This is a genomic window from Corynebacterium faecale (assembly GCF_030408735.1).
GTDB lineage: Bacteria > Actinomycetota > Actinomycetes > Mycobacteriales > Mycobacteriaceae > Corynebacterium > Corynebacterium faecale.
On sequence record NZ_CP047204.1, the window covers coordinates 2,088,434 to 2,115,135 of the forward strand.

21 protein-coding genes are annotated in these 26,702 nt (G+C 59.7%); 13 read left to right on the forward strand and 8 right to left on the reverse strand.

Features of this window, described 5'->3' with window-relative positions; all coding sequences use genetic code 11:
• Nucleotides 1–41: 41 nt before the first annotated feature.
• From CFAEC_RS09490 to glnA, 5 genes are all read left to right on the forward strand, one after another.
• On the forward strand, nt 42–2,384 hold the full coding sequence (locus CFAEC_RS09490; protein WP_290276319.1) for a cytochrome P450/oxidoreductase: 2,343 nt from the start codon (nt 42–44) through the stop codon (nt 2,382–2,384).
• An 87-nt stretch (nt 2,385–2,471) separates the two neighbouring features.
• Nucleotides 2,472–2,708 carry a hypothetical protein gene (locus CFAEC_RS09495; RefSeq protein WP_290276321.1) on the forward strand — a complete coding sequence of 79 codons (237 nt, stop codon included), beginning with the start codon at nt 2,472–2,474 and terminating at the stop codon, nt 2,706–2,708.
• A 618-nt stretch (nt 2,709–3,326) separates the two neighbouring features.
• Complete coding sequence (locus CFAEC_RS09500) at nt 3,327–4,487, forward strand: ornithine cyclodeaminase family protein (protein ID WP_290276323.1); 1,161 nt, start codon at nt 3,327–3,329, stop codon at nt 4,485–4,487.
• 294 nt (nt 4,488–4,781) lie between these two features.
• Nucleotides 4,782–5,552, forward strand: coding sequence for a DUF1206 domain-containing protein (locus tag CFAEC_RS09505; protein WP_290276325.1), 771 nt, complete (start codon nt 4,782–4,784; stop codon nt 5,550–5,552).
• Between the two features lie 551 nt (nt 5,553–6,103).
• Entirely contained in the window at nt 6,104–7,513 is a 1,410-nt protein-coding gene (gene glnA / locus CFAEC_RS09510) for a type I glutamate--ammonia ligase (protein ID WP_290279862.1), read from the forward strand.
• A gap of 78 nt (nt 7,514–7,591) precedes the next feature.
• On the opposite strand, the gene CFAEC_RS09515 is transcribed toward glnA, so the two are convergent.
• Together CFAEC_RS09515 and CFAEC_RS09520 are read right to left on the reverse strand one after the other, a co-directional pair.
• Nucleotides 7,592–7,759 carry a hypothetical protein gene (locus CFAEC_RS09515; RefSeq protein ID WP_290276327.1) on the reverse strand — a complete coding sequence of 56 codons (168 nt, stop codon included), beginning with the start codon at nt 7,757–7,759 and terminating at the stop codon, nt 7,592–7,594.
• Between the two features lie 334 nt (nt 7,760–8,093).
• The gene (locus CFAEC_RS09520; protein ID WP_290276328.1) at nt 8,094–8,624 is read right to left on the reverse strand and encodes an NUDIX hydrolase; all 531 of its coding nucleotides are present in this window, start codon (nt 8,622–8,624) and stop codon (nt 8,094–8,096) included.
• Between the two features lie 120 nt (nt 8,625–8,744).
• Here CFAEC_RS09520 and CFAEC_RS09525 point away from each other — a divergent pair, with 120 nt between their 5' ends.
• Nucleotides 8,745–9,731, forward strand: coding sequence for a TIGR03571 family LLM class oxidoreductase (locus CFAEC_RS09525; RefSeq protein WP_290276330.1), 987 nt, complete (start codon nt 8,745–8,747; stop codon nt 9,729–9,731).
• Between the two features lie 66 nt (nt 9,732–9,797).
• Nucleotides 9,798–10,142 (forward strand): RidA family protein, encoded by a 345-nt coding sequence (locus tag CFAEC_RS09530; RefSeq protein ID WP_290276333.1) that lies wholly within the window; start codon nt 9,798–9,800, stop codon nt 10,140–10,142.
• Between the two features lie 79 nt (nt 10,143–10,221).
• Here the strand turns inward: CFAEC_RS09530 and thrC are convergent, their stop codons facing one another.
• Nucleotides 10,222–11,667, reverse strand: coding sequence for a threonine synthase (gene thrC / locus CFAEC_RS09535; RefSeq protein ID WP_290276334.1), 1,446 nt, complete (start codon nt 11,665–11,667; stop codon nt 10,222–10,224).
• A 134-nt stretch (nt 11,668–11,801) separates the two neighbouring features.
• Between thrC and CFAEC_RS09540 the strand changes: the two genes are divergently transcribed.
• The 3 genes from CFAEC_RS09540 (at nt 11,802) to CFAEC_RS09550 (ending at nt 14,837) form a co-directional block, all read left to right on the forward strand.
• Nucleotides 11,802–12,026: a hypothetical protein gene (locus CFAEC_RS09540; protein ID WP_290276335.1), complete on the forward strand. Its 225-nt coding sequence runs from the start codon at nt 11,802–11,804 to the stop codon at nt 12,024–12,026.
• Between the two features lie 143 nt (nt 12,027–12,169).
• On the forward strand, nt 12,170–13,495 hold the full coding sequence (locus CFAEC_RS09545; protein ID WP_353960107.1) for an MFS transporter: 1,326 nt from the start codon (nt 12,170–12,172) through the stop codon (nt 13,493–13,495).
• Between the two features lie 37 nt (nt 13,496–13,532).
• The gene (locus CFAEC_RS09550) at nt 13,533–14,837 is read left to right on the forward strand and encodes an MFS transporter (RefSeq protein ID WP_290276337.1); all 1,305 of its coding nucleotides are present in this window, start codon (nt 13,533–13,535) and stop codon (nt 14,835–14,837) included.
• Nucleotides 14,838–14,879: 42 nt separating this feature from the next.
• Here the strand turns inward: CFAEC_RS09550 and CFAEC_RS09555 are convergent, their stop codons facing one another.
• The 3 genes from CFAEC_RS09555 to CFAEC_RS09565 all read right to left on the reverse strand — a co-directional run bounded on the left by CFAEC_RS09555 (nt 14,880) and on the right by CFAEC_RS09565 (nt 20,069).
• Complete coding sequence (locus CFAEC_RS09555) at nt 14,880–15,398, reverse strand: hypothetical protein (RefSeq protein ID WP_290276339.1); 519 nt, start codon at nt 15,396–15,398, stop codon at nt 14,880–14,882.
• A 153-nt stretch (nt 15,399–15,551) separates the two neighbouring features.
• Nucleotides 15,552–18,692 carry a bifunctional [glutamine synthetase] adenylyltransferase/[glutamine synthetase]-adenylyl-L-tyrosine phosphorylase gene (locus tag CFAEC_RS09560; protein WP_290276341.1) on the reverse strand — a complete coding sequence of 1,047 codons (3,141 nt, stop codon included), beginning with the start codon at nt 18,690–18,692 and terminating at the stop codon, nt 15,552–15,554.
• A gap of 36 nt (nt 18,693–18,728) precedes the next feature.
• The gene (locus tag CFAEC_RS09565) at nt 18,729–20,069 is read right to left on the reverse strand and encodes a glutamine synthetase family protein (RefSeq protein ID WP_290276343.1); all 1,341 of its coding nucleotides are present in this window, start codon (nt 20,067–20,069) and stop codon (nt 18,729–18,731) included.
• Between the two features lie 195 nt (nt 20,070–20,264).
• Between CFAEC_RS09565 and CFAEC_RS09570 the strand changes: the two genes are divergently transcribed.
• Nucleotides 20,265–21,419 carry a DUF2786 domain-containing protein gene (locus CFAEC_RS09570; protein WP_290276346.1) on the forward strand — a complete coding sequence of 385 codons (1,155 nt, stop codon included), beginning with the start codon at nt 20,265–20,267 and terminating at the stop codon, nt 21,417–21,419.
• Nucleotides 21,420–21,559: 140 nt separating this feature from the next.
• A complete protein-coding gene (locus CFAEC_RS09575; RefSeq protein WP_290276347.1) occupies nt 21,560–23,491 on the forward strand; it encodes a CYTH and CHAD domain-containing protein in 1,932 nt (643 codons plus the stop codon).
• A 79-nt stretch (nt 23,492–23,570) separates the two neighbouring features.
• Here the strand turns inward: CFAEC_RS09575 and CFAEC_RS09580 are convergent, their stop codons facing one another.
• Nucleotides 23,571–23,756, reverse strand: a complete 186-nt coding sequence (locus CFAEC_RS09580) for an SPOR domain-containing protein (protein ID WP_290276349.1) — start codon at nt 23,754–23,756, stop codon at nt 23,571–23,573.
• 171 nt (nt 23,757–23,927) lie between these two features.
• Between CFAEC_RS09580 and CFAEC_RS09585 the strand changes: the two genes are divergently transcribed.
• Nucleotides 23,928–25,283, forward strand: coding sequence for a galactokinase family protein (locus tag CFAEC_RS09585; RefSeq protein ID WP_290276352.1), 1,356 nt, complete (start codon nt 23,928–23,930; stop codon nt 25,281–25,283).
• 8 nt (nt 25,284–25,291) lie between these two features.
• On the opposite strand, the gene CFAEC_RS09590 is transcribed toward CFAEC_RS09585, so the two are convergent.
• Nucleotides 25,292–26,701: an RNB domain-containing ribonuclease gene (locus CFAEC_RS09590; RefSeq protein ID WP_290276353.1), complete on the reverse strand. Its 1,410-nt coding sequence runs from the start codon at nt 26,699–26,701 to the stop codon at nt 25,292–25,294.
• Nucleotide 26,702: the final 1 nt, after the last annotated feature.

Genomic DNA, 26,702 nt, shown 5'->3' on the forward strand with positions numbered 1-26,702 from the left:
GGGAACGTTCCACCCTCTGGATTACTTAGGACTGATCAAATATGACTGATACTTTGGCCAACCCCTCAGCAGACGCGTCCGCCTGCCCATACCTCAACGGTGAGATGGTTGATCTCGAGGCCCTGAGTAATCGCAAGAGCCTCTCCGATGAGAAGTTCGATGCCCTGGGTGCTGAATTCGTCAACGATCCCTGGGGACATACCGAGTGGTCCTTCCATAACGAGCCGGTCTTCTATTCCCACAAGCTGGGCTACTGGGTGGTCACCCGCTATGAAGACATCATGAAGATCTTCAAGGACACCGAGAATTACTCGGCCACCAACGCCCTCCAGAAGGCGGTGCCACTGTCAGATGAAGCCAAGGATGTTCTTGATGAATACGGATACGATTTCCGCGACACCATCGTCAACACCGATGAACCTATCCACACTCCCCGCCGTCGCGCACTGGAAGAGCCCTTTAAGGTTGAGCAGCTCCGCAAACTGGAAGGGGTTGCCCGCAAGACAGTCGACAGCTACATCGACCAGTTCATCGCCGATGGTGAAGTTGACCTTTATAAGGACCTCCTGCACATCTCCCCACTGACTGTGGCCCTGCAGTTCATGGGCATCCCTGCGGAGGATATGGCGAAGATCCATGAGTACTCAATGGCCCACGCCACCAGTACCTGGGGCAAACCTGCACCCGGCGAGGACATCAAGGTCGCAGAAACCAACGGTAAGTTCTGGCAGCACTCCCAAAAGGTGCTGGCCAAGCTCATGGCCGATGAGAACGCAGAGGGCTGGGTGCCCCATTCCATCCGCGCACACCGCGAAGACCCGGATGCTGTTCCGATGTACTACCTGCGGTCCAAGACGATGTCCGCCGTCACCGCCGCGCATGACACCACCTCCAACTCCGCGTCCAACCTGTTTATCTTCCTGCAGACCGAACGCCCTGACCTGTGGAAGCTGCTCCTGCAGAAGCCTGAGCTGATTCCCAACGCGGTGGAGGAATCCCTGCGACTCAACGGTGGTTCACATGCCTGGCGTCGCAAGACCGTCAATGAGGTCGAGGTTCGCGGAGTCACCATCCCCGCCGGCGAGGATGTTCTCCTGGTGACATCAGTGGCCAACCGTGACCCTGAGGTCTTCCCCGATCCGCATACTTTCGACCTGTACCGCGATAACGTGACCAAGCACATGACCTTCGGATATGGCATCCACCAGTGCATGGGCCGCAACCTGGCACGCATGCAGATGCAGATTCTTTTCCAGCAGATCCTCAAGCGTCTCCCCCACATCAACATCGTTCAAGATCAGGACTTCGGACGCCTGCCCTCGATCTCCTTCCGTGGGCCACAGTCCATCAAGGCAACCTGGGATGCCTCCATCAACCCGGAGAACTTCGGCCCGGTTTCGGAGCAGAACCCGACCATCGTCTACAACGGCCCGGGGCGTGAACTGCGCACCCGCACCATGGTGGTTTCCGCCACCCAGGACTCAACTGATCGCATCCGTCGGATCACTCTGACCAACATGGATGGCACCGATCTTCCCAAGGCCTTCTCCGGTGCCCACATTGAGATCAACGCCGGCGGTCTCAACCGCCAGTATTCACTGGTGAACGAAACACCAAATGAGTGGGAAATTGCTGTTCAGTTGGAGGAGGACAGCCGTGGCGGTTCCAGGTGGATCCATGAAAACCTCAAGCCTGGTTCCCTGGTGGAGGTCCGCGGACCACGTCATAATTTCCGCTTCAATAAAAACGCCCACAAGCTGGTCCTCGTCGGCGCGGGAATTGGCATCACACCGATGCTCGCCATGGCAGATGAAGCGAAGCGGGAAGGCATTGATTATGAACTGCACTACTCAGGCAGTTCGAAGCAGAGCATGGCCTATATGGAGCGCATCGTCCGTGATCACGGTGGCACCGCGGAGTTCTACATCTCCGACGAGGGAACCCGCATGGATGTCTCCCAGTTCGCCGGACGTTATGAAAAAGGAGTCCAGCTTCTGACCTGTGGCCCGGATCGTTTCACCAACGCTGTTATTGAAGCCACCACCGGCTGGCCGGAGGATACCGTCCGTCGGGAATCCTTCACCGCCACCACCCTGGTCGATGCATCCAAGAACAAGGCCTTCACCGTGGTCAAGAACTCCACGGGCGAGGAATTCGAGGTTCCCGCAAACATGACGCTGCTTGAAACACTCGAGGCAGCCGGAGAAGATCTCTATGCGGAGTGCCGTGAAGGTATCTGTGGCACCTGTGAGGTGGGAATCATCTCCGGCGAGGCGGAGCACCATGATGTCATTCTCTCCGAGAAGGAAAAGCGTGAGAATAACGCACTCATGACCTGCGTTTCCCGTGGCCGTTGCGGTGACAAGTTAGTCCTGGATATCTAGTCCCGATGCCCTCATTCCCCGGGGAGTACCACCCCGGGTGGCTTTCCCCGTCCATCACAGAACCCCGTTTCACGAAAGAGTAGAACCATGGCACACATTGATATGTGGGATATTTTCCGCGACGTTCCTCAGGAAGCTCTGGCCGGGCACTTCCGCCGCTACCTGGAAAATCACCCTGAGCAGGAACTCCTCGGGGGCAAGTCTGACTCGGAATTGGCTGAGCTGTTGGTCGTGGCTTCCACTGGAGCTGCAGATGACCGGGCTGTCACCCAGATCTTTGACTACGCGATGAAGTTCCTTCGTTTCGAAGAAGCCCACCAGTAGTACTGAGCGACTCTCCCCGGGCTACCGGGGAACACACCATAAGCTGCCCCCGTGTTTCACAGGTATTTTTCCTGAGAGACAGGGGCAGCTGTCTTATCTACCGGTCTGCTGGAACTACACCCCCGGTGATCCGACCACCAGAGACTTCTGCATACAACCTGCAGGCGGTGTACTGCTCTCATCATCATGGTGAGATATACAGATTCGCCTTGAGGCCGGCACCCCTACCCCGGCGAGCGGTTCGTGGGGAAGGTTTAAGAATAGTCCTGTGTGAGCCTTCAGCTGCAGGAATGTTCCTCGATGTGGTGGCAGCCACATATCTGGGAGGAACCCATCCAAGTCCCCTCGAAAACCCCATTCGGGGGTGAGGTGATGAGTGGCTGCTACGGCACCGGGTTTATCCCGCCTCACCTTGTCTTATCCCCACGTCCACCAATGCTTATCAGTTAAAACCAATGAATTTTCTCAGACCAGCAGGTTTTATTTATGTAGTCTCAGGGTTTGAAGACATCACCGCGCGAGATGCAGTTTCGGGTTACAAGGCGGTCCCCGTCTTCAGGGCGCGGCCGTTGAAGCGTGCCTGGGAGCGTCACTTGAACCCCGCCTAGAAAGGTATATGTGAGCTCCCCTAACGCAAACAACACCCGTATTGATTTCCTCTATCTCAATGAAGAGGACATGGTTGCAGCAGGTGTGACCGACTCCGCCCGCTGTGTGGAGACGATGGAAGAGACCCTCATCCTCCTGGCTGATGGTGACTACCGCATGGCAGGCGCGTCTGCGAACTCCCACGGCGCACAGATCAACTTTCCGGAAAACCCGGAGCACGACGGCATGCCCGCCGACGGTCCTGACCGTCGTTTCATGGCCATGCCCGCCTACCTCGGTGGTCGTTTCCGCTCCACTGGTGTGAAGTGGTACGGCTCCAACACCGAGAACCGCAAGCGTGGCCTTCCCCGTTCCATCCACGTTTTTGTGCTTAACGACGCCGACACCGGTGCGCCCCAGGCCATCATGTCGGCCAACCTCTTGTCCGCCTACCGCACCGGTGCCGTTCCTGGTGTGGGTGTCAAGCACCTGGCCATCAAGGATGCCGAAACTGTCGGCATCATCGGCCCCGGCGTGATGAGTCGCACCATCTTCGCCTCCGCCCTGTCCCAGCGCCCGGGCATCAAGCACCTGAAGATCAAGGGACGCTCCCCTGAATCCACCCAGCGTGTGGTCGAATGGTTCCGTGAGAACTACCCGCAGCTTGAATCAGTAGACGTCGTGGACACCGAACAGGCTGCGATCGAAGGCTCCGATATCCTCATCGCCGGAACATCCACCTCACCGGATGGTCCTTCGGGCTTCCCCTACTTCAAACGCGAGTGGATCAAGCCGGGTGCCCTCATCCTGTGCCCTGCCGCTGCACGTTTCGACGATGATTTCATTACATCCGATGAAGCCAACCTCGTGGTTGATTACACCGGTCTGTACTCCGAGTGGTTCCACGAAAATGGTCCAGACGTCACCTACGAGCAGCTACTGGGTATCCCCGGTAACCGTTGGTGGGATATGTCCGTCGAAGGCACCCTTGCCTCAGAGCGGCTGGTCAACATCGGTGACATCGCTTCGGGTAAGGCACCCGGACGGATCAATGATGAGCAGATCTTCTGCTACTCCATCGGCGGCATGCCCGTCGAAGATGTCGCCTGGGCCTACGATGTTTACCACAACGCTCTGGAAAAGGGCATCGGTACCTCTCTGAATCTGTGGGATGTCCCAGTTCTGAAGTAAATCGACGGGGATTCACACCCGCGGTTGGTGCACCAGTGAGTGCGGGCATTCCGGATACATCGACGAGTCCGTTAAGCAGGGTTTCGTGGATGGAAGATCCGCACCGCAATTCAGCCGTGTCCAGGGATGGTGGTCCCGCATTCGGTCGTCGAAAAGCTCTCTGCCCGCAGGCCGGCGAGCCCGGCCTGTCAGAGGGAATCAGCACAGCGCACCTGCACATAGTTTGATCGTGGTCGTTCGCAGACTGGTAGCTTTACCCTGGCAATGTGGTCTCCAGCACGGTTGAATAGAGGGATGAACAAGATAGCCGATCACCCTGCCTTGACCATGCTGGCCCGAGGCGGCTTCATCGTCCTCGGCATCGTGCACATTCTCATCGGTTGGATCGCTGTCCAGATCGCGACGGGATCCGGTGGCGGCGAGGCCTCCAACACCGGTGCCCTGGCGGCTGTAGCTGAAGCCCCCGGTGGGCAGATCCTGCTCTGGGCCGCGGTGTTCTGTCTCGCAGCGCTGGGATTGTGGCGGTTGAGCCAGGTGGTCACCGGCCGGGATCTCAAGGAAAAGGGCAAAGGCGCAGTCCTCGCGGTGGTCTACCTGTCCCTGGCTTTCACCACAGCCACCTTCGCCCGCGGGGAAAGCACCTCTGACAGCGAGACCGCCACGGATGTCACTGCCACGGTGCTGGCCCAACCCTGGGGCGATATCGCGGTCATGATAGCCGGGCTGGTGGTGGTGGGTGTGGGCCTGTACAACCTCAAAACTGGCGCCACCAAGGGTTTCCGGGAAGAGCTGGAAGCAGGAGCAGAAGCCGGCCAGGTCGGTTCAGCCATCGTCCTCGCAGGCATGGTCGGTTATATCGCCCGTGGTATCGCCTTCTCCGTCCTGGGCGGGCTCATTATCTGGGCCGGCTGGGCCAATGATCCGGAGCAGGCGGCTGGGCTCGACGCCGCCCTGCGCACCCTGGGGGAACAACCCGCAGGCAGTATCCTTCTCATCATCATCGGCGTGGGTCTGGCCCTCTATGGCCTGTATTCAATCGCCCGTGCCCGTTATGTTCGGATGTGAAAACGCTCAGTCCCAGATACCGTGACAGCACAGGCTGCGGGATGCCCATTCACCGTTCCCTCCAGCCCCCTTCCGGGGGTGAACTGGGATGATGGATTTTTGATGTCGGGTTTTGCATGGCTCACCTCGCCTTATTCCCTGAATCATGGACCACTTATCGTGAAAAACCTGTGAATTCTCCCCTGCCAGCAGGTTTTCCTTATGTATCCTCGTGAGTTGAAGACATAACCGCTCGAGATGCAGTGTCGGGTTTCACGGCGGTCCCCGTCTTTTCAGGGAACGCCGCTTAAACCCCACGTGGAAAGGTCCAAGTGAGCTCGCCCTACCCCAGCACCCCCGATATCGGCGTCTTGACGCCTGCTCAGGGTCGCGGCTATCTGGCTGGTGCCTTTCTGAGAACACTGCGAAAAGGAGGGGCCGGAACCGAACTCTCAATCTGCGGGGCGCCCCTCCTGACATAGACCGACAATCTCTTCCAACCCCAATCTCCCATTCTCTTGAAGGAATGATTTATCGTGGCCCCGAGCCCGACCACCAGCCCGGCTGACATCATGAAGTTCATCCGGGACAATGACATCAACTGGGTTGATGTTCAATTCACTGATGTCCCTGGAACTGAACAGCACCTCTCCGTCCCCGCCGCAGCCTTCGACGAGGCCGCCATGGAAAATGGCCTGGCTTTCGACGGTTCATCGATCAGTGGTTACACCACCGTCGATGACTCAGACATGATGCTGCTGCCGGACCTGTCCACGGCCTTCATTGACCCGTTCCGGAGGTCCAAGACACTGAACATCAAGTTCTTCGTCCACGACCCGTATACGCGTGAGCCTTTCTCCAGGGATCCCCGCAATATCGCCCGTAAAGCAGAGGAATACCTGGCCTCAACCGGCTTCGCCGACAGCTGCAACTTCGGCGCCGAAGCGGAGTTCTACATCTTCGATTCGGTGCGGTTCAGCTCCCAGACCAACGCGGCCTTCCATGAGGTGGATTCCGTTGAGGGTTGGTGGAACAGTGGTTCCCTGGAAAACCCGGACGGCAGTAGGAACCTGGGGCATAAGGTCCGGCAAAAGGGTGGATACTTCCCCGTGGCCCCTTATGACCACTTCCAGGATCTGCGCGATACCATCGGCGAGACCCTGGCGGAGATCGGCTTCACCGTCGAACGTTCCCACCACGAGATGGGTAGTGGCGGTCAGCAGGAGATAAACTACCGCTTCAACACCCTCCTCCACGCTGCGGATGATCTACAAACCTTCAAGTACGTGGTGAAGAATACCGCCAAGGCTGTGGGGAAGTCCGCCACCTTCATGCCCAAGCCGCTGGCTGATGACGGCGGTTCCGGAATGCACATCCACCAGTCACTGTGGAAGAACGGTCTGCCGCTGTTCCATGATGAGGCGGGTTATGGAAACCTGTCGGACATGGCCCGTTATTACGTCGGTGGTCTGCTCAAACATGCACCGTCGGTATTGGCCTTCACCAACCCCACGCTGAACTCATACAACCGCCTGGTGCCCGGTTTCGAGGCTCCGGTGAGCCTGGCCTACTCCCAGCAGAACCGGTCAGCTGCGATCCGCATTCCCGCCAGTGGCCCCAACCCCAAGGCGACCCGCATCGAGTTCCGCACTCCGGATCCTTCCGGAAACCCATATCTGGCATTCACCGCGTCGATGATGGCCGGCCTGGACGGTATCCGCAACCGCATCGAACCTGATGCGCCGCTGGATAAGGATCTGTACGAACTTCCCCCTGAGGAGGCCGCCCGGGTTGCCCAGGCACCAACCTCACTCGAACAGGCGTTGAAGGCTCTTGAGGAAGATCATGATTTCCTCACCGAGGGCAATGTGTTTACCGATGATCTGATCGAGGCCTACGTGGCCTATAAACATGACAATGAGATCACCCAGGAACGCCTGCGTCCCACTGCACTCGATTTCGAGTTGTACTACGACTGCTAGTTTTCTTCCCTGAGCCAGACACAGACTGAAGCCACCGACCTGATCAGGTCGGTGGCTTCAGTCTGTGGTGAGAGGTGTTTAGATCCCGATGAGCTCGGAGGCGATCACATCGGACAAGCTGACTGATCCGTGTGGGTTGCCGCGGAAGAGAAGGAGGTGATCGGCGTTGATGATGCATTCGAGCTGTCGCTCGAGGGTGAAGGTTTCCCACACCTTCATTTCATTCGCCCGGATTTGCAGACCCATGACCAGCTCCTCTCCTTCAAGAATGTCCAGCCCCCTAATTGTGGACTGGATCACTTTTGCACTTGTTTGCGTTATTAGTCATTCTAGGCACCGGGAACAAGAAAACGAAGTTGAAGAGCGAAAACCCTGGCCAAAATACCCCCAAACCACCCCCAAAATGGGAAAGGTGAGGGTTTGTTCATGTTTAGATTCGGGCATTTATGTGGCAAACCAGACAATGCGGGGGCACCCGTCCCACTGGGTGGACAGGTCATGGGAGTGCTGTCTCAGGAAAACAGTCAGGCCATCGTCGACAAGCACAAGCTTGTCGACGATGGCCTGAAAGGAACGCGTGCTACCTGGCTCGCTTTTCATACCCCATGCGCGGACGGAAACCCTGCGGGTGCTTGAGCTGCGCCACCGCATCAGCGATCACCATCCGGAACCGCTGATTGGTCACCGGCATCTTCGAGATCGGGAACCAGCCGACCTCCGTGTTCTCATTATCGCCGAGCACCGGCACATCAGAGCCCACCACGGTGCAGCGCATGGCGGTATCCATATAGCTGGACACATCACCATTGTCGTAGGTCACCGGCCCGACCGCGCCCACACCGAGCAGCGCATCAGCGGTGACCTCCAGCCCCGTCTCCTCCAGAACCTCACGGGCGGCGGTGACATGGGGCTGCTCATCCGGATCGCAGATACCCGTCGGCGGGGTCCACTCACCGTTATCCGCCCGTTTGACCAACAGCACGTCCGGGGTCACGTGGAATGGGGATCCCGGCGGAACATCCCGGATCACCACGGCGGTCACAGCAGGTAACCAGAGCTGATCGTGGCCGATCCGCTCACGGATGTTGAGAATGAAGTCCGGAACTGGCATGGACGGGATCCCTCGTTTCTTGTTCGGGCCGGTAGACAACTCTTGCACTCAGGCTACGTCACCCGGATCAGGTCAGCAGACACAGGTCAATCCCCGGCACTGATGTTTAAGGTGGGCACCATGGAGCAACCAACGACACCAGTTTTCAACCGTGGTTTCACACACCTGCTCGGTGGTGACCCGGATGCCACAGGGAAAGCACGCAACATCACGCTGGGCCTGATGACCCCGATCGGACCGGAGACTGCCCGTGGTGAGATGGTGCCCGTGGAACGTAGCATCACGCTGGCGCAACAAGCGGAACAGGCAGGTTTCCGTGGTCTGTGGGTACGTGATGTGCCCCTAGCCATCCCACAGGGGCTGTCCCCAGAGAACCAGCAGGCGGTGTTCCTGGACGATCCCTTCCTCATTCTCGGTGCCATGGCGCAGACGACCTCCACGATCAGTATCGGCACCGCGGCCACCGTCCTGCCCCTGCGCCACCCGTTGCATGTGGCCAAATCCGCACTCACTCTGGACAGGATCAGCGGCGGGCGCTTCATCCTGGGCATCGGCTCCGGGGACAGACACGAGGAGTTCGAGATTTTCGGCAAGCACCTTGACGATCGTCGGGATGCCATCCGGCACGGGTGGACACTGTTGCGTGCTGCACTGTCCCCAGAGGGTCCTGAGCGCGACCCACTGGAGGAGTTCACCGGAGGCCATGCACCCACCACTCCCCCGCCGGCGACGATCCCACTGATCGCCGTGGGATCTGCCCGACAGACGGTGCAGTGGATCGTCCGGAATGCCGACGGCTGGGCCACCTACTACCGCCCCGCCGAGCAGCAGGTCGGACGACTCGATCTGTGGAATCAGGCACGGGACACCATCAAGAATCCCTCAAACCCCACCCCGTTGCTCATTTCCTCCATGGGCCTGGAACTCACTGAGCGCTCCTCCACGGATGGCGTGGAGCTGGGTATCCGAACCACCAGTAAGGGCCTGATCACACACCTGCACACCATGCGCGAGATGGGGATCAACCACGTCATCCTCAACCCCGTTGGCCGCCCCGCCGAAGAGATCATCGATCAGATCGGCTCTGAGGTACTGCCCCATCTCTAGGCAACCCCCTCTGGGAACTGCGCGCAGATCCACAGCTGGCCTGGAGTTTTTAGCTAAGGTGGCATCATGTCCACTGATCATCCATACTCCCCAGCCAAACGTGCTGGAAACCACATCTATGTTTCCGGTGCCCTCTCCGTTGACCGTGACTATCAACCGGTCTCCGGGCGGAAAGAAGCCGTTGACGCCGCGCTGGAACGCATGCGTGAACGGCTTGCCACCGAAGGCGGTGAGTTGAAAGATGTGGTGAAGTTAACCTACTTCGTCACCGACATCAGCCTCCGCGAAGAATGCAATGAGCAGTTCCGGGAGCATTTCATGGAGTCGCGTCCCGCCCGCAGTTTCGTCGGAGCCTCCGCGCTCCCCTATGGCGCCACCGTGGAGATCGACGCCATCGCGGTAGTCGATTAGACAAGAAGACCTGACTTTCTGCACCCCTGATAACAGGAGAACAAAAGTCAGGTCTATTGGGTACTGCAGCCAGCGGGGCTTATTTCACGCTGGTGGTGGCGATGGAGTCCACGATGAATTGTTTGACCACATCGGTGTCATTGGGCAGGTCGGTGACCTTGTGCTCGACATCCATGATGGCGGCGAAACGTTCCGGCATATCAGGATCCTGCCCGGTGGCCTCCCTGATGGTGTCAGCGAACTTCACCGGCAGCGCAGTTTCCAGACATACGATAGGCGTGGTAATCTCGTCGCGCCACTGACGTGCCACGAACACACCGTCTGCGGTGTGGGGATCGATAACCACATTGAGACGCTCAGCGATATCGCGGATGGTCTCCACACGGTCGGCGTGGGTGGATCGGCCGGAGGCGAAACCATACTTTGCCGTCGCATCCGGGAAGGCTGGATCCTCGGACAGGGTGAATCCACCCTGTTTGACCTGGGTACCGAAGAGATCATTCACCCGGGCGGCATCTCTGCCGAGCAGGTCGAAGATGAAGCGCTCGAAGTTGGAGGCACGGGAGATATCCATCGAGGGGCTGGATGTCTCGAAGGTATCCTCCGAGCTGCGGACCCGGTAGTCACCGGTGCGGAAGAATTCATCCAGCACATCATTTTCGTTGGTGGCCACGATGAGTCGGTCGATCGGCAGACCCATCTGACGCGCGATGTGGCCTGCGCAGATATCACCGAAGTTCCCGGTCGGGACAGAGAAGCTGACCTTCTGATCATTGGACTCGGTGACACGGATCCAGGAGGAGACGTAGTAGACGACCTGCGCCATGAGGCGGGCCCAGTTGATGGAGTTCACTGCGCCGATGCGCTGTTCACGCTTGAAATCTGCATCGGCGGACACGGCCTTGACCACGTCCTGGCAGTCATCGAAGACACCGTCCAGGGCGATATTGAAGATATTCGGGTCATCCAGTCCGAACATCTGCGCCTGCTGGAAGGGGGTCATCCGTCCTGCGGGGGTGAGCATGAACACCCGGATGCCCTCGCGGCCACGCATGGCGTATTCCGCGGAGGAACCCGTATCACCGGACGTGGCACCCAGGATGTTGATAGTTTCATCACGGCGGCGCAGCTCGTATTCAAACAGCTCGCCCAGCAACTGCATGGCCATGTCCTTGAAGGCCGCGGTGGGCCCCTCGGAGAGGTGGCCGATCCAGAGTCCATCCTCAAGTTCGGTCACCGGGACGATCTCCTCAGAGGAGAACTTGGGATGGGTGTAGGCACGGGCGGTGATCGCCTTGATGTCCTCAACCGGAATGTCATTGACAAACAGGGAGATGACCTCTGCAGCCAGAGCTGCGTAACCATCGGTGGCGAGGAGTTCGCGCCACTTAGTCAGGGTGTCCTGGCTGATCTGCGGGTACTCGACCGGCAGGTAGAGTCCACCGTCCGGGGCGAGGCCACCGAGCAGGATATCGCTGAAGCGGGCTGGGGTGCGGCTGGTATCACGCGTCGAAATGTAATCCACGGAATACAGCGTAGCCCAAGGGGTGGGACAATACTCCCCCGGATGCCCCTCAAATTCGGGAAATCGTGACATTGAAGACACCACCATCTAGAGTGTTCCCAATCACTATTTTGCCTGCTTTGAGGATGCCCAACATGACCGCACCACACCAATCCACCACTGACACCCAGGCGGATCTGACCATGGATCGCGCTGCCGGCCTCCCAACCAGCGGTAGCCGTTCACTGCCGGAGCCTGCCCCCGTGTCCAAGCACAATCTCTATGTGCTCATCGGCTGCACGATTCTGGCTACACTCATGGTTATTTTCGGCCCGGAGATCTACACCTTGCTCTACGCCAACAATCCCTTCGGTTTCTAACCGAGCCCACCATGTTCCACTAGCCACACCACGGCAGTGACGGGTTCGGCATTACAGCTCCCCGCACTGCTTGCTCACGTTTTTGCCCGCTTACACGCATCTAACCTGCCGATAATCCGGTAGGAGGCCTAGGGTTGTGGATTGTGTCTAACAACTTTCAGGCAGCCTCGCCGAATCCGAGGGAGAAGGTCACCGGGCGTGCCCTGATCGTCTGGATCGCCGCGGTTCTGGTCTATATCGCCGCCATCACCAGCCGCACCTCCTTCGGTGTCGCCGGTGTGGATGCCATCGAACGCTTCCAGGTTGATGCCACCCGCATCGCGGTATTCACCTCGGTTCAGGTCGGCGTGTATGCACTGGCTCAGATCCCGATGGGCATGGCCATCGACAAGTTCGGCCCGCGCAAACTACTCGCGATAGGTGCCCTGGTGATGGGCACCGGCCAGATCGTTCTCGGCCTCACCGACGTCTATGGTGTTGCGATCTTCGCCCGTGTCCTCATCGGCGCCGGCGACGCCAGCGTGTTCCTCTCTGTGATGAGGCTGCTGCCTTTCTGGTTCCCACTGCGTAAAACACCTCTATTCGGGCAGCTCACCAGCGCACTCGGCCAGTTGGGACAGGTGCTGTCCGCAGTTCCCTTCATGGCGATGCTCGGCGCACAGGGATGGACAACCTCCTTTGTCACTCTCGGCTCGGCCGTTGCCCTGATCGCCTTCGCCGCGCTCATCGCTGTGAGGGATGCCCCGGAGCAACGGGTGAAAAAGGGTGCCGCCATGCCCCCGGAAACATCCGCCACCCCGGTCCAACCATCACCGGGGACCAGTTTGAAACTAATCATCCAGAACCCCACCTGTTGGCAGGGGTTTTTCATCCACTACCTGCTCATGCTGTGGCAGAACGTTTTCACCATGATGTGGGGTGTCCCGCTGATGACGCTCGGCATGGGGTTGAGTGTTACTGAGGTTGGGTTGATTCTCAGCATCAACACCCTGTTCGCCGTCATCGCAGGCCCCTTCGTCGGTGTCATCTCCGCCCGGACCGGCCACCGGCGAGATGTGGTGGCAATCCTCATGGCGTTCGTCCCCGCGATCGCGTGGTTCGTGTTCCTCTCCTCCGAGGAACCCCGTGGCCTGATCGCCATCGTGATCATCAACATCATCCAGGGCCTGACCACCCCGATGTCCGGGTATGGTTTCGACACCATCCGCGAACGGCTGGACCGTTCCATCCTCGCGGCCGGCACCGGCCTGGCCAACATGGGCGGTTTCCTCGCCTCCATGGCGGCCGCCCAGCTGGTCGGTGTGCTTCTCGACGTCGTGGATACCGACGGCGGTTATGACTGGGCTGATTTCCGCATCGCCTACGCCGCAGTCTTCCTCATCTGGGCCATCGGTGTCGCGGGCTTCTTCATCGCCCGGCTCAAAGGTGGTCCCGGCAGGCGCATGGTTGAACAACTCCGGAACCGTTGATCTCATCATCGTGAAGAAAGGTAACGGCCAAGACTAAGTGACAAATGGGAAGATTTCCCGAAGGGCCCTGCTGGTGTGGCTGGCAGCGGTCCTGGTTTATGTTGTGGCCATCACCGGGCGCACCTCCTTCGGCGTGGCGGGAATCGAGGCCGTGGAACGCTTTCAGGTGGATGCTTCCCGGGTGGCGGTGTTCGCCTCAGTTCAGCTGGGTGTGTACGCGCTCGCCCAGATTCCAACGGGGTTGGTGGTGGACCGGTTCGGCGCCAGGAAAACCCTCCTTGCCGGCGCGCTGCTCATGGCGGTGGGCCAGGTACTCCTGGGCCTGACCACCAGCTATCCGGTGGCCATCTTCGCCCGCGTGCTCATCGGCATGGGCGATGCCACCGCGTTTCTCTCCGTGATGAGGTTGTTGCCCTACTGGTTCCCGATGCGGGTCACCCCGATCTTCTCCCAGATTTCAGGCGCCCTCGGGCAGGTCGGTCAGTTCATCTCCGCGGTGCCGTTTCTGTATCTGCTCAATGTCTCCGGTTGGACCACGGCGTTCATCACTCTCGGCTCCGCGGGCGCGATCATCGCGCTTGCGGCGGCGGTGGTTGTCCGCGACGCACCACCTGCGGCAGATGGGGAAGCACACGCGGCACCGCCCAGCGGTGATGGTGGAACGTCGATAAGCATCCGGCGGGTGGGCCGCAACCTGAAAATCGTCCTGACCAACGCTTATGCATGGCAGGGATTGTTCACCCACTGGACCAACATGATGCCGGTGATGGTATTCCTCATGCTGTGGGGCGTGCCGGCGATGCGTCTCGGTCTTGGGCTTGACGACGCTCAGGTCGGCGCCGTGTTGACGTTGTACACGGTGGCGACGGTGATCGGTGCCCCGCTGTGCGGGCTGGTCTCAGCGCGCCTGGGCCTGCGACGCAACGTCGCCGGTCTGGGGGTGGCGGTGGTCCAAATCTGCCTATGGGCGGTGCTCTTCCTGCCACGGGAACCGCATGAGCACGCGTTTGTGGTGGTCTCGGTGATTCTGGTGTTATCGGCGCTGATCAGCCCGGTAGCCAATTATGGTTTTGACACGGTCCGCGAGCAACTGGATCGGTCCGTGATGGTCACCGGCACCGGCTTCGCCAACATGGGTGGATTCACAGCCTCCATGCTGGCCACTCAGCTGCTGGGTTTCCTTCTGGATGTCCATGCCGATGGCGGCGGTTACGACTGGAGTGATTTCCGCTTCGCCTGGACAGCGGTGGGCATCGTGTGGCTGCTGGGGGCCGTGGGCTATCTGGTATGTCTGAGAATCGTGCGACGGGGCGCCATGTCATCCGACCCGGAAAGGCGATGAGAAAATCCCTCCGACGGGAGTTTCTCATCGCCGGGTTACTGACTAGAAACGGTTGCGGGGACCAAAAGGACCGAAGGGCCCGAATGGACCGGCAGGTCCTCCGAAGCCACCGAAATCACCGTAACCACGGCCGCGTCCACCGCGTCCGCCATGGCCATCCCTATCACCCATGAAACCCTGGACAAGCTTGTTCACTGCTTCTCCGATGTCATTGATCACATCGTCTGCAGGCGAGGAGTCCCGATGTGAGCGGCGACCACGGTACTCATCGCGCCCGGAGTGATCTCTTAAATCATCGGTATCAACAAAATCCTCCACGTACAGGGGGCCGTCGAGATCCTCTGGTGAATCGAACTGAATATCATCTTCATCCAAGCCCTCACCGAAGGCGGTGAAGAGATCATCATGCTGCAGATCGCCGTCAAATTCGATGGTGAGGACACCACCGTCAAAGGTGAGCTTTTCATCCGGATCCGCACCCAGTTGATGTGCGTAACCGATAACAGCCGACAACTCGGCAAAGGTGGCTTCTGAGAGGTCAATGGTGATTTTGATGGCCATGAGAGCAAGGTCCTGTCCGTCGAGGGGGTTTCACGCTGCTGTTTCTCTTCCGAGACTACGTCCGGTTGGGGAGTGTGTAAACCTCTTCAGGGCAAAGATCAGGGTACTCCCTGACACATCCCGGGTCCCCCTGGGAGTTGAGGGGTCAAAGACCTACACTCCCCTCAACGGATCGATGGAATCAAGACCCCAGAACACCTCCTCCACCACCTGCCTACTCTTACGGGTGATCTTGAGGTAGTTGTCCAGATATTCCTGGTATTCGGTGGGGTCCCACCCCGCTGCCCCGGCAACCTGCGCCAACTGAGGCCCCGGTGGGGGAAGCTGATCAGCGCGTTTACCCTTCACCAGCACCAGGGCATTGCGGGCGGCCGTCGCAGTCAGCCAGGCCTCCCTCAGGGTCTGCGCTTGTGTGGGATTGATGATCTTCTTATCCTCCACAACATCTAAGACCTCAAGAGTGGAGGTGTTGTGCAGTTCCGGATGCTCATGGGCATGGAGCATGGTGAGCAACTGGACGGTCCATTCAATATCGGTCAACGCACCACGCCCCAGTTTGGTGTGGGTGTTGCGGTCAGCTCCCCGGGGCAGCCGTTCGTCATCCACGCGGGCTTTCATACGACGCACCTCACGGATCTGCGTGTCGGAGGCGCCACGGGCCGGATACCGGAATTTATCAATTGCCTCCAGGAACCTGGTGCCCAGCTCCCTGTCCCCCGCCACCCACGCAGCCCGGAGCAACGCCTGGATCTCCCAGGTCTCGCCCCACTTGGAGTAGTAGTTCTCATAGGATTCAACGGTGCGCACCACGGCACCGGAACGACCCTCCGGACGCAGCCCCAGATCCACCTCGAGTGGTGGATCACCTGAGGGTGTGGCCAGACGTGTCCGCATGGAATCACAGATGTTGATGGCCCAGGCGATGGCCTCATTCTCGTCCACCCCTGGTGCGGGCTCCGCCACGAACATGACATCCGCATCAGATCCGTATCCCAATTCCGCACCTCCGAGGCGCCCCATCCCGATGACAGAGATCGTGGCCATGGGCTGATCTGGTTTGGCGGGGTCAGCCACGGCAGCACGGATTTCCGCTGACAGGGCCGCATCCAGCACCGCGTCCCATACCAGCGAGAGACTGTGGCACACCTCCTGCACACTCAGCAGATTGAGCAGGTCCGATGACGCGACCCGGGCCAGTTCCTGCCTGCGCAGTGACCTGGCTGCCTGGATGGCCCGGTCAGGATCGTCATGTCGGGCGGCGGTGGCCCGCAGCGCCTTGCCCACCCGCTCAGGTGCGGTCTCCAACAGTTTGGGTCCTGTCGCCCCATCCCCCAGCTGGGTGACAAAATCAGGGGTGGAGATGATCAGCGCCGAGGTATACGGTGAACTGCCCAGGATACGCATGAGGCGCTGCCCCACGATCCCCTCATCACGCAACATCCGCAGGAACCAGCTGCGGTCATATGCCGCGTCGGACAGCTTACGGTAGTTGAGCAGGCCGGCATCAGGGTCGGCAGTCTGGGAAAGCCATTCCATGAGTGTGGGCAGCAACATCGCCTGGATCTTGGCTTTGCGGCTGGTCCCCGACGCCAGCGCCGTGAGGTGTTCATAGGCACGCACGGGATGCTGATAACCCAGTGCTCCCAGCTGGAGTTTCGCAGCCTCCGGTGAGAGCTTCATAGCACCCACGCTGAGATTGACCACAGAATTGAGCAGTGGCCGGTAAAACAGCTGGCTGTGTAGCGATTGAATCTGGAGACGCACCCGTCTCAGATGTTCCTCCATCGCACGCGCAGAGCTTCGTTCTCCGGAGCCGGTGAACCCGGAGGCGCGCGCGAGCCACCGCATATTCATGCGGTCATCCCCGCGTGGCAGGGTGTGGGTACGTTTCACCCTTTCCAGTTGCAGCCGGTGTTCCAGGAGGCGGAGAAACTCATAGGACTCGATGAGGCTCTGGCCATCCTCGCGCCCGATATACCCCTGGTCCACCAGAACCTGGAGGGCCTCCACCGTGGACCGCACACGTAGCGTCTCGTCATAGCGTCCGTGGACCATCTGGAGGAGCTGCACGGCAAACTCCACATCCCGCAGACCACCCCGGCCGAGCTTGAGTTCCCGGTCCCGGAGTTCCGCGGGAACATTGTCCAGCACCCGACGTCGCATCGCCTGGACGTCATCGACGAAGGATTCCCGCTGGCTTGCGGTCCAGATCAGTGGCCCGAGTTTCTCCACATAGGATTGCCCCAGTTCCATATCGCCCGTCATGGGTCGAGCTTTTAAAAGGGCCTGGAATTCCCAGGTTTCCGCCCACCGTTTGTAATAGGCGACGTGAGAATCAAGAGTCCTGACCAGAGCGCCGCTCTTGCCCTCCGGGCGCAGGGCTGCATCCACCTCGAAGAAGGAATTACACCCGATGCGGATGAACTCCGCAGCCAACCTGGTGGCCTTGGCGTGGGCGGGTTCGGCGATGAAGATGACATCAACGTCGGAGATGTAGTTGAGTTCCTGCGCACCACACTTGCCCATGGCCATGACAGACAGGCGGGCATCCACTGGCTTCTCGCCGTACACACCGGCAACCGACACGGCGAGTGCAGCCGTCAGCGCCGCATCCGCCAGGTCGCTGAGGCTGCGGGTGACCGTGGTGAAACCCACCCGCGGCTGGGACCTCCGTCGGGCATCGTTGGGATAGGTTCCAGCCAGATCACGGGCGGCAAGGCGCATCATGAGGGTCCGGTAGGTCCATCGCAGGGCACGCTCGGCCTCCACGCCGGTGATCGCCGCCCGGTAGGTCCCCGGTGTGGTGAGATCCTCCGTGGCGGTGTTGACCAGATCAGGCGCATCATCCACGGCGAACTCGGCGGGGACGGCACCGACTGATTCAAGCATGTCGGTGAACATGTCCTCCGCGGTGGGAGCCTCGTCACCGAGCAGCGTCCACAATTCAGTGTTGGCCACCAGGTGATCCCCCATGGCCGTGGATCCCCCGAGCAGCGCCACAAGGCGAATGCGGAAGGGTTCATCAGATCGGATCCGTTGATCAAACTCATCCCGGGCCTGCGGTGACCGCTCCTCCAGGGTCTGATACATCCGGACCAACTGGTTGAGGGCCACATCGGGGTCACCGGCACCAGACAGCGCCCACAGCAGCGGAATGGACTCCACATTGCGCCATCCCAACCATTCAAGGTCGGCCTTGGCATTGGCTGATTTCAATGAGAGTGCGCCGACGGTGGGCAACGGGTCACGGACAAACCCCATCACCTTGCGTCCATGGATCAACGGATCAGTCACAGAGAACTCACCTTCCTTCGCGGGCTGGCTGCAGATCTAATAATCGAGGTTGGTGCGGAGTTCCCAGGGTGTGATCTGTGCCTGGTAGTCACGCCACTCACGCCATTTATTGCGCAGGAAGTACTCGAAGACATGCTCACCCAGGATATCTGCGACCAGATCGGACCGTTCCATCAGACGCAAAGCCTGGTCGAGGCTGCTGGGGAGATCGTTGTACCCCATGGCACGACGCTCACGGAGACTCAGGGATGAAATATCGTCCTCAGCAGGATCATCCAGTTCATATCCCTCCTTGATGCCTTTCAACCCGGCGCCGAGGAGAACCGAGAAAGCCAGGTAGGGGTTGCAGGCTGAATCAGGAATTCTGATTTCCACACGACGGGAACCTGCCTTGTTCAGACGATAGGTGGGGACTCGGACCAGAGCAGAGCGGTTAGACATTCCCCAGGTAGCGGCGGTGGGTGCTTCATTCCCGTAGACGATTCGTTTATAGGAGTTCACCCACTGGTTGGTCACTGCACAAAATTCCGGCGCATGACGCAGAATACCTGCGATGAACTGCCTGGCTGTACGGGAGAGCCTGAACTCATCATCTGGATCATGGAAAGCGTTGGATCCTCCCTCAAACAGGGACATGTGGGTGTGGATGGCGGAACCTGCATGGTCAGCGAAGGGTTTCGGCATGAAGGTGGCTGCCACACCCTGATCGCGGGCCACCTGTTTCATCAGATAACGGAAGGTCATCACATTATCCGCCATGGTCAGGGCATCGGCGTGACGAAGATCGATCTCCTGCTGTCCCGGCGCGGTCTCATGGTGGGAGAATTCCACGGGGATGCCCATCTCTTCAAGAGCGAGCATGGCATGGCGACGGAAATTCGGTGCCTCGTTGAAAGTGGCCTGGTCAAAATAACCGCCATTATCCGTGGGTACCGGCGGTTGACCATTAGTGCGCAAACTCTGTACCAGGAAGAACTCGATCTCAGGCGAGACCATGCAGATGAAACCATCATCTGCTGCCAGTTGGACCTGCCTCCGGAGTACCTGGCGGGGATCAGAGAAACTCGGTTGGCCATCAGGCATGGTGACATCACAGAACATGCGGGCAGCTTGGAGCCGTGAGGTTTCCGCTTCCAGTGGGAGGATCTGGAAGGTGGAGGGATCCGGCCGGGCAATGGTGTCCGCTTCGGAGATCCGGGCATATCCTTCGATTGCTGATCCATCGAATCCGATGCCCTCTTCAAAGGCGGACTCCAACTCTGCGGGGGCGACCACCACCGATTTCAACTGGCCGACGATGTCAGTGAACCAGAGTCGGACGAATTTGATGTCCCGTTCATCGATGGTGCTGAGCACAAATTCCTGTTGGCTGTTCATGTCCACCAATTTACGCAGCGTCTGGACACGAACTGCGTTTTCCCCTACAGCAACGGTTTGCGGGGGTAAAGAAACGGAGACTAACCGCTGGTTAACTCCATATTGAGACTAATGGGGGTACAGGGTGTCCACTGCGACTGATTGACTCATGACTGAAGGAATTTAGAACACAATTACTAATGCAAGGAGTTTGTCATGACTACCCACCACCACTCAGCTTCAGCCACCACGTCCGATGACACCCACCAGTGGAGTAGGCGCAAGGCGGCGGAAGACCACTACCACCGGACGCTGGTCGATTCAGCTGTCCTGTGGATCACCGAATGCGCGATGAACGGGTGGACACCCGCGGATCTCCGCCACGAGTTCACCGCCCAGATCGATCCCCTGCTGTTCCATGCACTGTCCGGTGTCACCCACAATGTGCCCGATGAACTCCTCGACCATTGGTTCAGCCAGACCAGGCCCTCACCGGTGTCCGCCCTCAGCGTGACTGCCCTGGAGAAGATCGTCAAACGCCTGCCTCTCCTGGGCTCGCTGCAGGATTGGACTGTGCTCATGGGTGAATCCACCGAGGAGCGGGAAGAGAGATACCGGGAGGGCCTGTCCCCCGAACAACGTAAAGCCCACGACCGCATCCAGGCCCTGTTGAAGAAGGCTGAATCAACCCCCTTCGAGAAGGAGGCAGAGGCGCTGGTCGAAAAGGCAGAATCACTGCGCCAGCAGTACCGGGTGGAGACACTCCTGGCAGATTCCTATGCAGAGAAGGGAACACAGAATCAGGTCGTGTCCTCCAGGGTTCATCTACATTCCCCGTGGGTGAGCTACCAGATGAAACTCCTGGGAACCGTGGCCCGAGCCAACTCCTGTGAATCACTCCTGTTGACCAGCTCTGGCATCGCCACGGTATTCGGGACCCGCGATGACGTTGAACACGTCCTGGATCTCTTTCACAGCCTGAACCGGCAGCGAGCTCATTTCATGCGCACTTCGGCTGGAGCGAAAACCGCACAGGAGCAGGGTGAGACCTCGAGTTACCGGCGAAGTTTCATGATCGCCTATGCCACCCGGATCGGCGCCTTGCTCAAACGTGCGAGCGAGGAGGTGCTTAATGATCTCCAGGACACAGCCCCCTGCGCCTCCGACACTGTGCTGCCGATCCTGAAGGACCGGAGCAGGCAGGCACACCAGACCCTGCAGTCAATTTTTCCCCACACCCGGAACCTCAAGGTCAGTGCGAACAATCCTCTGGGTTACCAGGACGGGTACGCAGCGGCAGGTAATTCCCACCTCGGTGGGGACTCATCTGGGCTGGGAGGACAACGGTCACTTGAAACCTGGGACTGGTGAGATGAGTAAGCCACGTAATATTGGAAGAAGGTAAAAAGGAAGTCAACCCAGCAGGTGGAAGGGCGAGGCACCGAGGGAGGGAATCTCTCCATCGGTGCCCGTTGAAACCCATTAAATTGGGTAGATAGAGGGGACAAACAATGACTCAGCATCTGGAAGTAGAAACCAAATTCTCCGTTAGCGAAACCACCGAGGTTCCCGAACTCACAGGGATTCACGGTGTCGCGGAGGTGGATCGAACTGAGACCCATCATCTCGTGGCCGTCTATTTCGACACCGAGGACCTGAGGCTCACACGAGCCAAAATCACGCTCCGGCGCCGCACCGGCGGCCACGATGCAGGTTGGCACATCAAATTCCCCGACACCTTCGGACGCAGAGAGCTTCAAGCCGAACTGGATGCTCCCGGCGCGGATGAGACCACCCCACCCACCGCACTACTCGGGCATGTCCGCGCGATGCTCCAGGGACGCCAGCTCACTCCGATCGCTGAGGTAGCCAACGAACGCCACGCCACTTATCTGAAGAATGAACTAGGAGACTTCATCGCGGAGTTCTGTGATGACCATGTCTCCACGATCTCGTATCTTCCCGGTGGTGCCCGCAAACAGTGGCGTGAGTGGGAGTTCGAACTGGCTGGGGACATCAGCACTGATGATTCAGGGTGGGAGCTTCTGGCCTCAGCCGCTGATGTTCTCACCCAGGCGGGAGCTTTTGTCTCCGACAGCCCGTCCAAGCTGGTGTCGGCTCTGGGTGAATCCATCCGCTATGCCCCTGTCCCTCCACAAACCGCTCAGTTGCCTGAAGATGATCCGGCCCATGCGGTGCTGGCCGCCATCGAGGCCAATGCCCGCAAGATCGCCGAATATGATCCCCGGGTCAGGGCAGATGAATGGGACTCAGTCCACCAGATGCGTGTGGCCACCCGCGAATTGCGCAGCCACATGCAGACCTTCGAGGGCATCCTCGGTGGCGAGGATTATCTGCAGATTGAAAAGGAACTGAAACTTCTGGCCACCATTCTCGGCCGCGCCCGCGACGCCGAGGTCATTGAAGAACGCCTGGCTGCGCTCATCGACACCGAAGTCGGCGAGGTGATTGATGAGGACACCAAGAAGGATCTCCTCGATGATCTCAGCCGTGATTACCGGCGTGAACATGCACGCGTGGTGGCAACCCTCGATGATGAGCGCTACGCCAGGCTCCTGCGTTCACTGGAGGATCTACTGGTCAATCCACCGCTGGTCACAATCCCAGCGACTCCATCAGAAGACCCACAGGAAGAGGAACCCCAAGACGACCACGGGGTCGCAGCCGACATCGTCGCACAGCTGGATCACAGTGATGAGATCAGTGACCAGATCGGTGACACGGTTGCCAAGCTGCAAGACCGTGATGGAGACAGCAACGATGACACAGCTGTAGGCGTACCGACGGATCTGGAGGAAGCAGCCACCTCCGAGGTTGAAGGGATTGAAGAGACAGAAGAGGTTGAAGAGTCCACTTCACAGGATTCAGACGATCCTGCACCTGCCGTCGGGGAAAAGGTGGATGCCGCCCGTGTGCTGTTGGAACACCTGGACAAGACCCACGCCAAGGTGGTCAAACTGCACAAGAAGGCAGTGAAGCAGTGGGATGATCTGGACGTCCCCGTTCTGGAAAGGGAGGAGAATTTCCACAACGTCCGCAAGGCCATCAAGAAGCTGCGCTACAGCGCCGAAGCTGTCGGCGACGCCACCCCGGTCAACACCAAGAAGCTCTACAAGGCGTGCAGTAGATTGCAGTCAGTCCTGGGTGATTTCCAGGATGCGGTCACATCCCGTGATGAGCTGCTGCGCAGGTCCCAGATCGCCCACAGGAAGGGACGGGACACCTTCGCCTACGGAGTGCTCTACCAGCATGAGAAGCTCCAGTCCCGCATATACCTCGAAGGTTATAACGATGCCTATACGTCGGTGGCGGATGCCTACGACAAGCTCGAGGATGCCTCGCGCAAACTGGCCAAGGACGCAGTCAAGGAATCAGCGAAGAAGGCCGCCAAGAAGGATAAGAAGGACAAGAAGAAGAAATAACACCGACCTGGCACGCTCATGAATAAACCACCGAGAGGGCCCCTCCCTACCTCGGTGGTTTAGAACTCATCCCAGGGGCTCAGTCCTCGGCGGCCTCATCCCAGTCGTCGGCAATCTCGTTGCGGGCGTTGACCCGCTCCAGGGCGTGCCGTGCCTCGGCCTCAGTGTCATAGGGGCCCATGCGGGTTTCGAACCCGGTCGCCTTACCCTGAGTCACCTGTCCGGTGGATAAATCATAGAACCACTTCATGTCGCTGTCAGCCATGTCCTCATTCCTCCAAGAATCGCCGTTGAGCATTTAGTCCCCACCACTATAGTGACGCCCACCGCACACAGGTGGGGATCAAGTGCCAACCGGGAGAGGCTAGAGTGTATCTGTTCAGCAACTTCTGAACATCAATCTTTTTCCACCGAGCCCAGGGAGGCCCGCTACCCCATGCCCATCTGGCAGCCGACATTCACCGATCCTGCAGACGCCACCGCAGCGATGATGACACCCCGAGGGCTGCTTGCCGCCTCCCGTGCCCACCACCGGGCTCTCTACGCCGGTGATCCCACGGGTGGTGCCACAGCGCCCGCGACGTGGACGATGATGGGGGAACACACCGATTACAGTGGCGGCGTGGTGGTGGGGACGATCGCACAGTGGACGACCGCGGTGACGGTCGGTTCCAACACCCAGGGTGTGATCAATGTGGCGGTGGTGGCCCAGGGCGCAGCAGACACAGCGGGTGCAGCGAACACAGCGGCCACCGCGGCTCATGTGGAAAAGCACTCGCTGCCTGTAGCTGAGATTGCAGCGCGGGCTGTGGCTCAGCAGACAACCGTGAATGCGAATTCCAGGCCAGTGTCCCCACCTGTTCCGGAGGGAGGTATCGCCGCGCGGCTGGGTGGTATCGCCTGGTCGATGATCCACCGTCAGATGCTGTCGCGTGACACCCAGGGCCTTGACATCACCGTGGTGTCCACGATCCCCGTGGGCATCGGACTCGGGGAGGCCGAGGCAGCAGAGGTGGCCACGGCGCTGGCGCTGTTCACGGACGAGACCTGTGACCCACCGGTCCGTGCACGCCTGGCTGAGGTCTGTTCCCAGTCCGCGAACATGTTCGCGGAGATCACCCCGCTGCGTGCCCGTCATACTCTGGCGCTGCGCGGGGAGCACGGGAAGATGTCGGTGATCGATTATTCAGATGGTTCCGTCACCCAGATCCCACATCCCGTGGGGAAGTCCGCAGGGCTGGAGGCTTTTGCGGTGCGCACGCCCAGCCCCGGAACCTTATCTGTTGATTCCGGACAGACACGCCACAGGCAGGAATTCATCGATGCCGCCACCCGTGCTTTCAGTGTGGAATCACTGCGTTTGCTCCCGGATGCCACAACCCGCGTCATCGATTGGCTGCAGGCGGTCATCGAGGTCGCCGGGCGCCGTGACCTGCCCACTGTTGACCAGGCCCGCAGTTGGCTGGGGTTCTGGGAAGCTGAAACCCTCCGCACACAACGCCTGTGCAGCGCACTGCGTTCACGCCGCCTCCAGGACATCGGTGAATTGCTCGCCGTCTCACAGCGGGAGCTGATGCGCCTGCACGGACTATCCGGCACTGATCAGGCAGTCGCGGAACTCTGCCTCACCCGGGGAGCACTGTCCGCCCGCAACACCAACGCGGGCATCACCCACGGGGTGATTGTGCTTGTCGACGCCCGGAAAGCACCCAACTTCTCAGCCGATCTGTCCGACGACGGTCTGCTGGTGGTTCCCCTCCAACACGGTGTGATCGCAGAAAAGGTTTTCTAGCCACACCACTAATCGGCGGGCCATGCGAACTGCACGGCCCGGGTCTCCGGATCTGCTGTGATGAGCGTGAATTTCTTGCGGGTTCCGGATTGCGGAGCACCCAGGCTCCGGGCGAACACCGGGGGATCCACGATGAAGAGCCTGGCGGTGGAACGCTCCTCATCACTGGAGAGCACCACACCGTCAAAACTCTGCCCCACCCACGGCTGCAGAACCGTCGCCTCGGTGAGATCCAGACAGGCGTTATCCACCTGGCTGGCCAGGCTCGAGGTTCGTCTCATTGATTCCAGCACCTGCTCTTCGGCGGCCAGAACCCAGTCAGGCACCTCATAACCCCCGGCGATGGCCAGGCAGTGCTCCGTGGCGAACCGATCCACCAACCTGCGCAGCGGTGCGGTGACATGCGCATAGTATCCGCCCACGCCATTGTGGATCTCTGCTTCCTCCACAGCTACGCTCACATAGCCGGAACCACGCAACAGCTTCTGGGCCTCACGCTGCACGGCCATCCCGGTGGAGTTATTCGGGTCGATGGACTGCAGGAACTCCCCGATGGGTTGATCATCGGGCAGGTCATATCCCAACGCGGTGACCTCGAAACGGAAGGTCTCCTCCGACCCCGCGGTGGCTGGGGCCAGCGTGCGCAGGAGACCATGACCGGCCTCCACCATCATGGTGCCGGCGACCATTCCCGTGAGCAGGGAAATCTCCGAATTGTAGTCCATGATCGGGTGCCGGGGCTCGATGATGATCTCGAAGTGTTCGCCAGCCCTGTCATCGGAGACGCGGGCTACCCGCTGGCTGGGGATGGAGAGGTTGATGGCGTTTCGTCGTAAAGCACTCTCCTGCCGCAACCGGCCCACGGCCGGGAGGTGCTCGATGCTGGGGTGGAGCACGCCCGCATCCAGGTCAGCCTGGGCCTGGTCATAATCCAGGCGCGCACGCGAACGGATCAGCGCGCGGCGCACATGCGTGTGGGCGATCTCGCCGTTGTCATCCAGATCGATTGACCAGACAACCGCCGGCCGCTCCTGCCCCTGCAGGAGGCTCGCCGAATCCTCCGACAACTCCTCCGGGTGCAACCGCGCCGGGGAATCAGGCAGGTAGATGGTCTGTCCGCGGTGGATGGATTCATGCTCCAGGGCACTGCCCGGGGTGATGAAGGCTGCGACATCCGCGATCGCATAATGCACGCGGAAACCGGCGGGAAGGCGCTCGATATAGATGGCCTGATCCAGGTCACGCGAACCGACCGGATCAATCGTGACAAACGGGACATCGCGGAGATCCTCCCGCTTTTCCGCGAATCGATCCCGCGCATGCTCGGCCTCCCGGTGCAGCTCATCGGGGAAATCACGGCTCACACCGAATTCCTCTGCGATGACGTCAAAGTCGAGAACCGCGGCATAAAGCTTCATG

What these genes read in the sequence shown, in the direction of transcription:
- CFAEC_RS09575 (WP_290276347.1), top strand. Translation starts at nt 21,560, where the DNA reads ATGACTCAGCATCTGGAAGTAGAAACCAAATTCTCCGTTAGCGAAACC.
- CFAEC_RS09490 (WP_290276319.1), top strand. Translation starts at nt 42, where the DNA reads ATGACTGATACTTTGGCCAACCCCTCAGCAGACGCGTCCGCCTGCCCA.
- CFAEC_RS09525 (WP_290276330.1), top strand. Translation starts at nt 8,745, where the DNA reads ATGGAGCAACCAACGACACCAGTTTTCAACCGTGGTTTCACACACCTG.
- CFAEC_RS09530 (WP_290276333.1), top strand. Translation starts at nt 9,798, where the DNA reads ATGTCCACTGATCATCCATACTCCCCAGCCAAACGTGCTGGAAACCAC.
- CFAEC_RS09520 (WP_290276328.1), bottom strand. Translation starts at nt 8,624, where the DNA reads ATGCCAGTTCCGGACTTCATTCTCAACATCCGTGAGCGGATCGGCCAC.
- CFAEC_RS09495 (WP_290276321.1), top strand. Translation starts at nt 2,472, where the DNA reads ATGGCACACATTGATATGTGGGATATTTTCCGCGACGTTCCTCAGGAA.
- CFAEC_RS09505 (WP_290276325.1), top strand. Translation starts at nt 4,782, where the DNA reads ATGAACAAGATAGCCGATCACCCTGCCTTGACCATGCTGGCCCGAGGC.
- CFAEC_RS09580 (WP_290276349.1), bottom strand. Translation starts at nt 23,756, where the DNA reads ATGGCTGACAGCGACATGAAGTGGTTCTATGATTTATCCACCGGACAG.
- CFAEC_RS09585 (WP_290276352.1), top strand. Translation starts at nt 23,928, where the DNA reads ATGCCCATCTGGCAGCCGACATTCACCGATCCTGCAGACGCCACCGCA.
- CFAEC_RS09570 (WP_290276346.1), top strand. Translation starts at nt 20,265, where the DNA reads ATGACTACCCACCACCACTCAGCTTCAGCCACCACGTCCGATGACACC.
- CFAEC_RS09565 (WP_290276343.1), bottom strand. Translation starts at nt 20,069, where the DNA reads ATGAACAGCCAACAGGAATTTGTGCTCAGCACCATCGATGAACGGGAC.
- glnA (WP_290279862.1), top strand. Translation starts at nt 6,104, where the DNA reads ATGAAGTTCATCCGGGACAATGACATCAACTGGGTTGATGTTCAATTC.
- CFAEC_RS09555 (WP_290276339.1), bottom strand. Translation starts at nt 15,398, where the DNA reads ATGGCCATCAAAATCACCATTGACCTCTCAGAAGCCACCTTTGCCGAG.
- CFAEC_RS09590 (WP_290276353.1), bottom strand. Translation starts at nt 26,701, where the DNA reads ATGAAGCTTTATGCCGCGGTTCTCGACTTTGACGTCATCGCAGAGGAA.
- CFAEC_RS09515 (WP_290276327.1), bottom strand. Translation starts at nt 7,759, where the DNA reads ATGGGTCTGCAAATCCGGGCGAATGAAATGAAGGTGTGGGAAACCTTC.
- CFAEC_RS09540 (WP_290276335.1), top strand. Translation starts at nt 11,802, where the DNA reads ATGACCGCACCACACCAATCCACCACTGACACCCAGGCGGATCTGACC.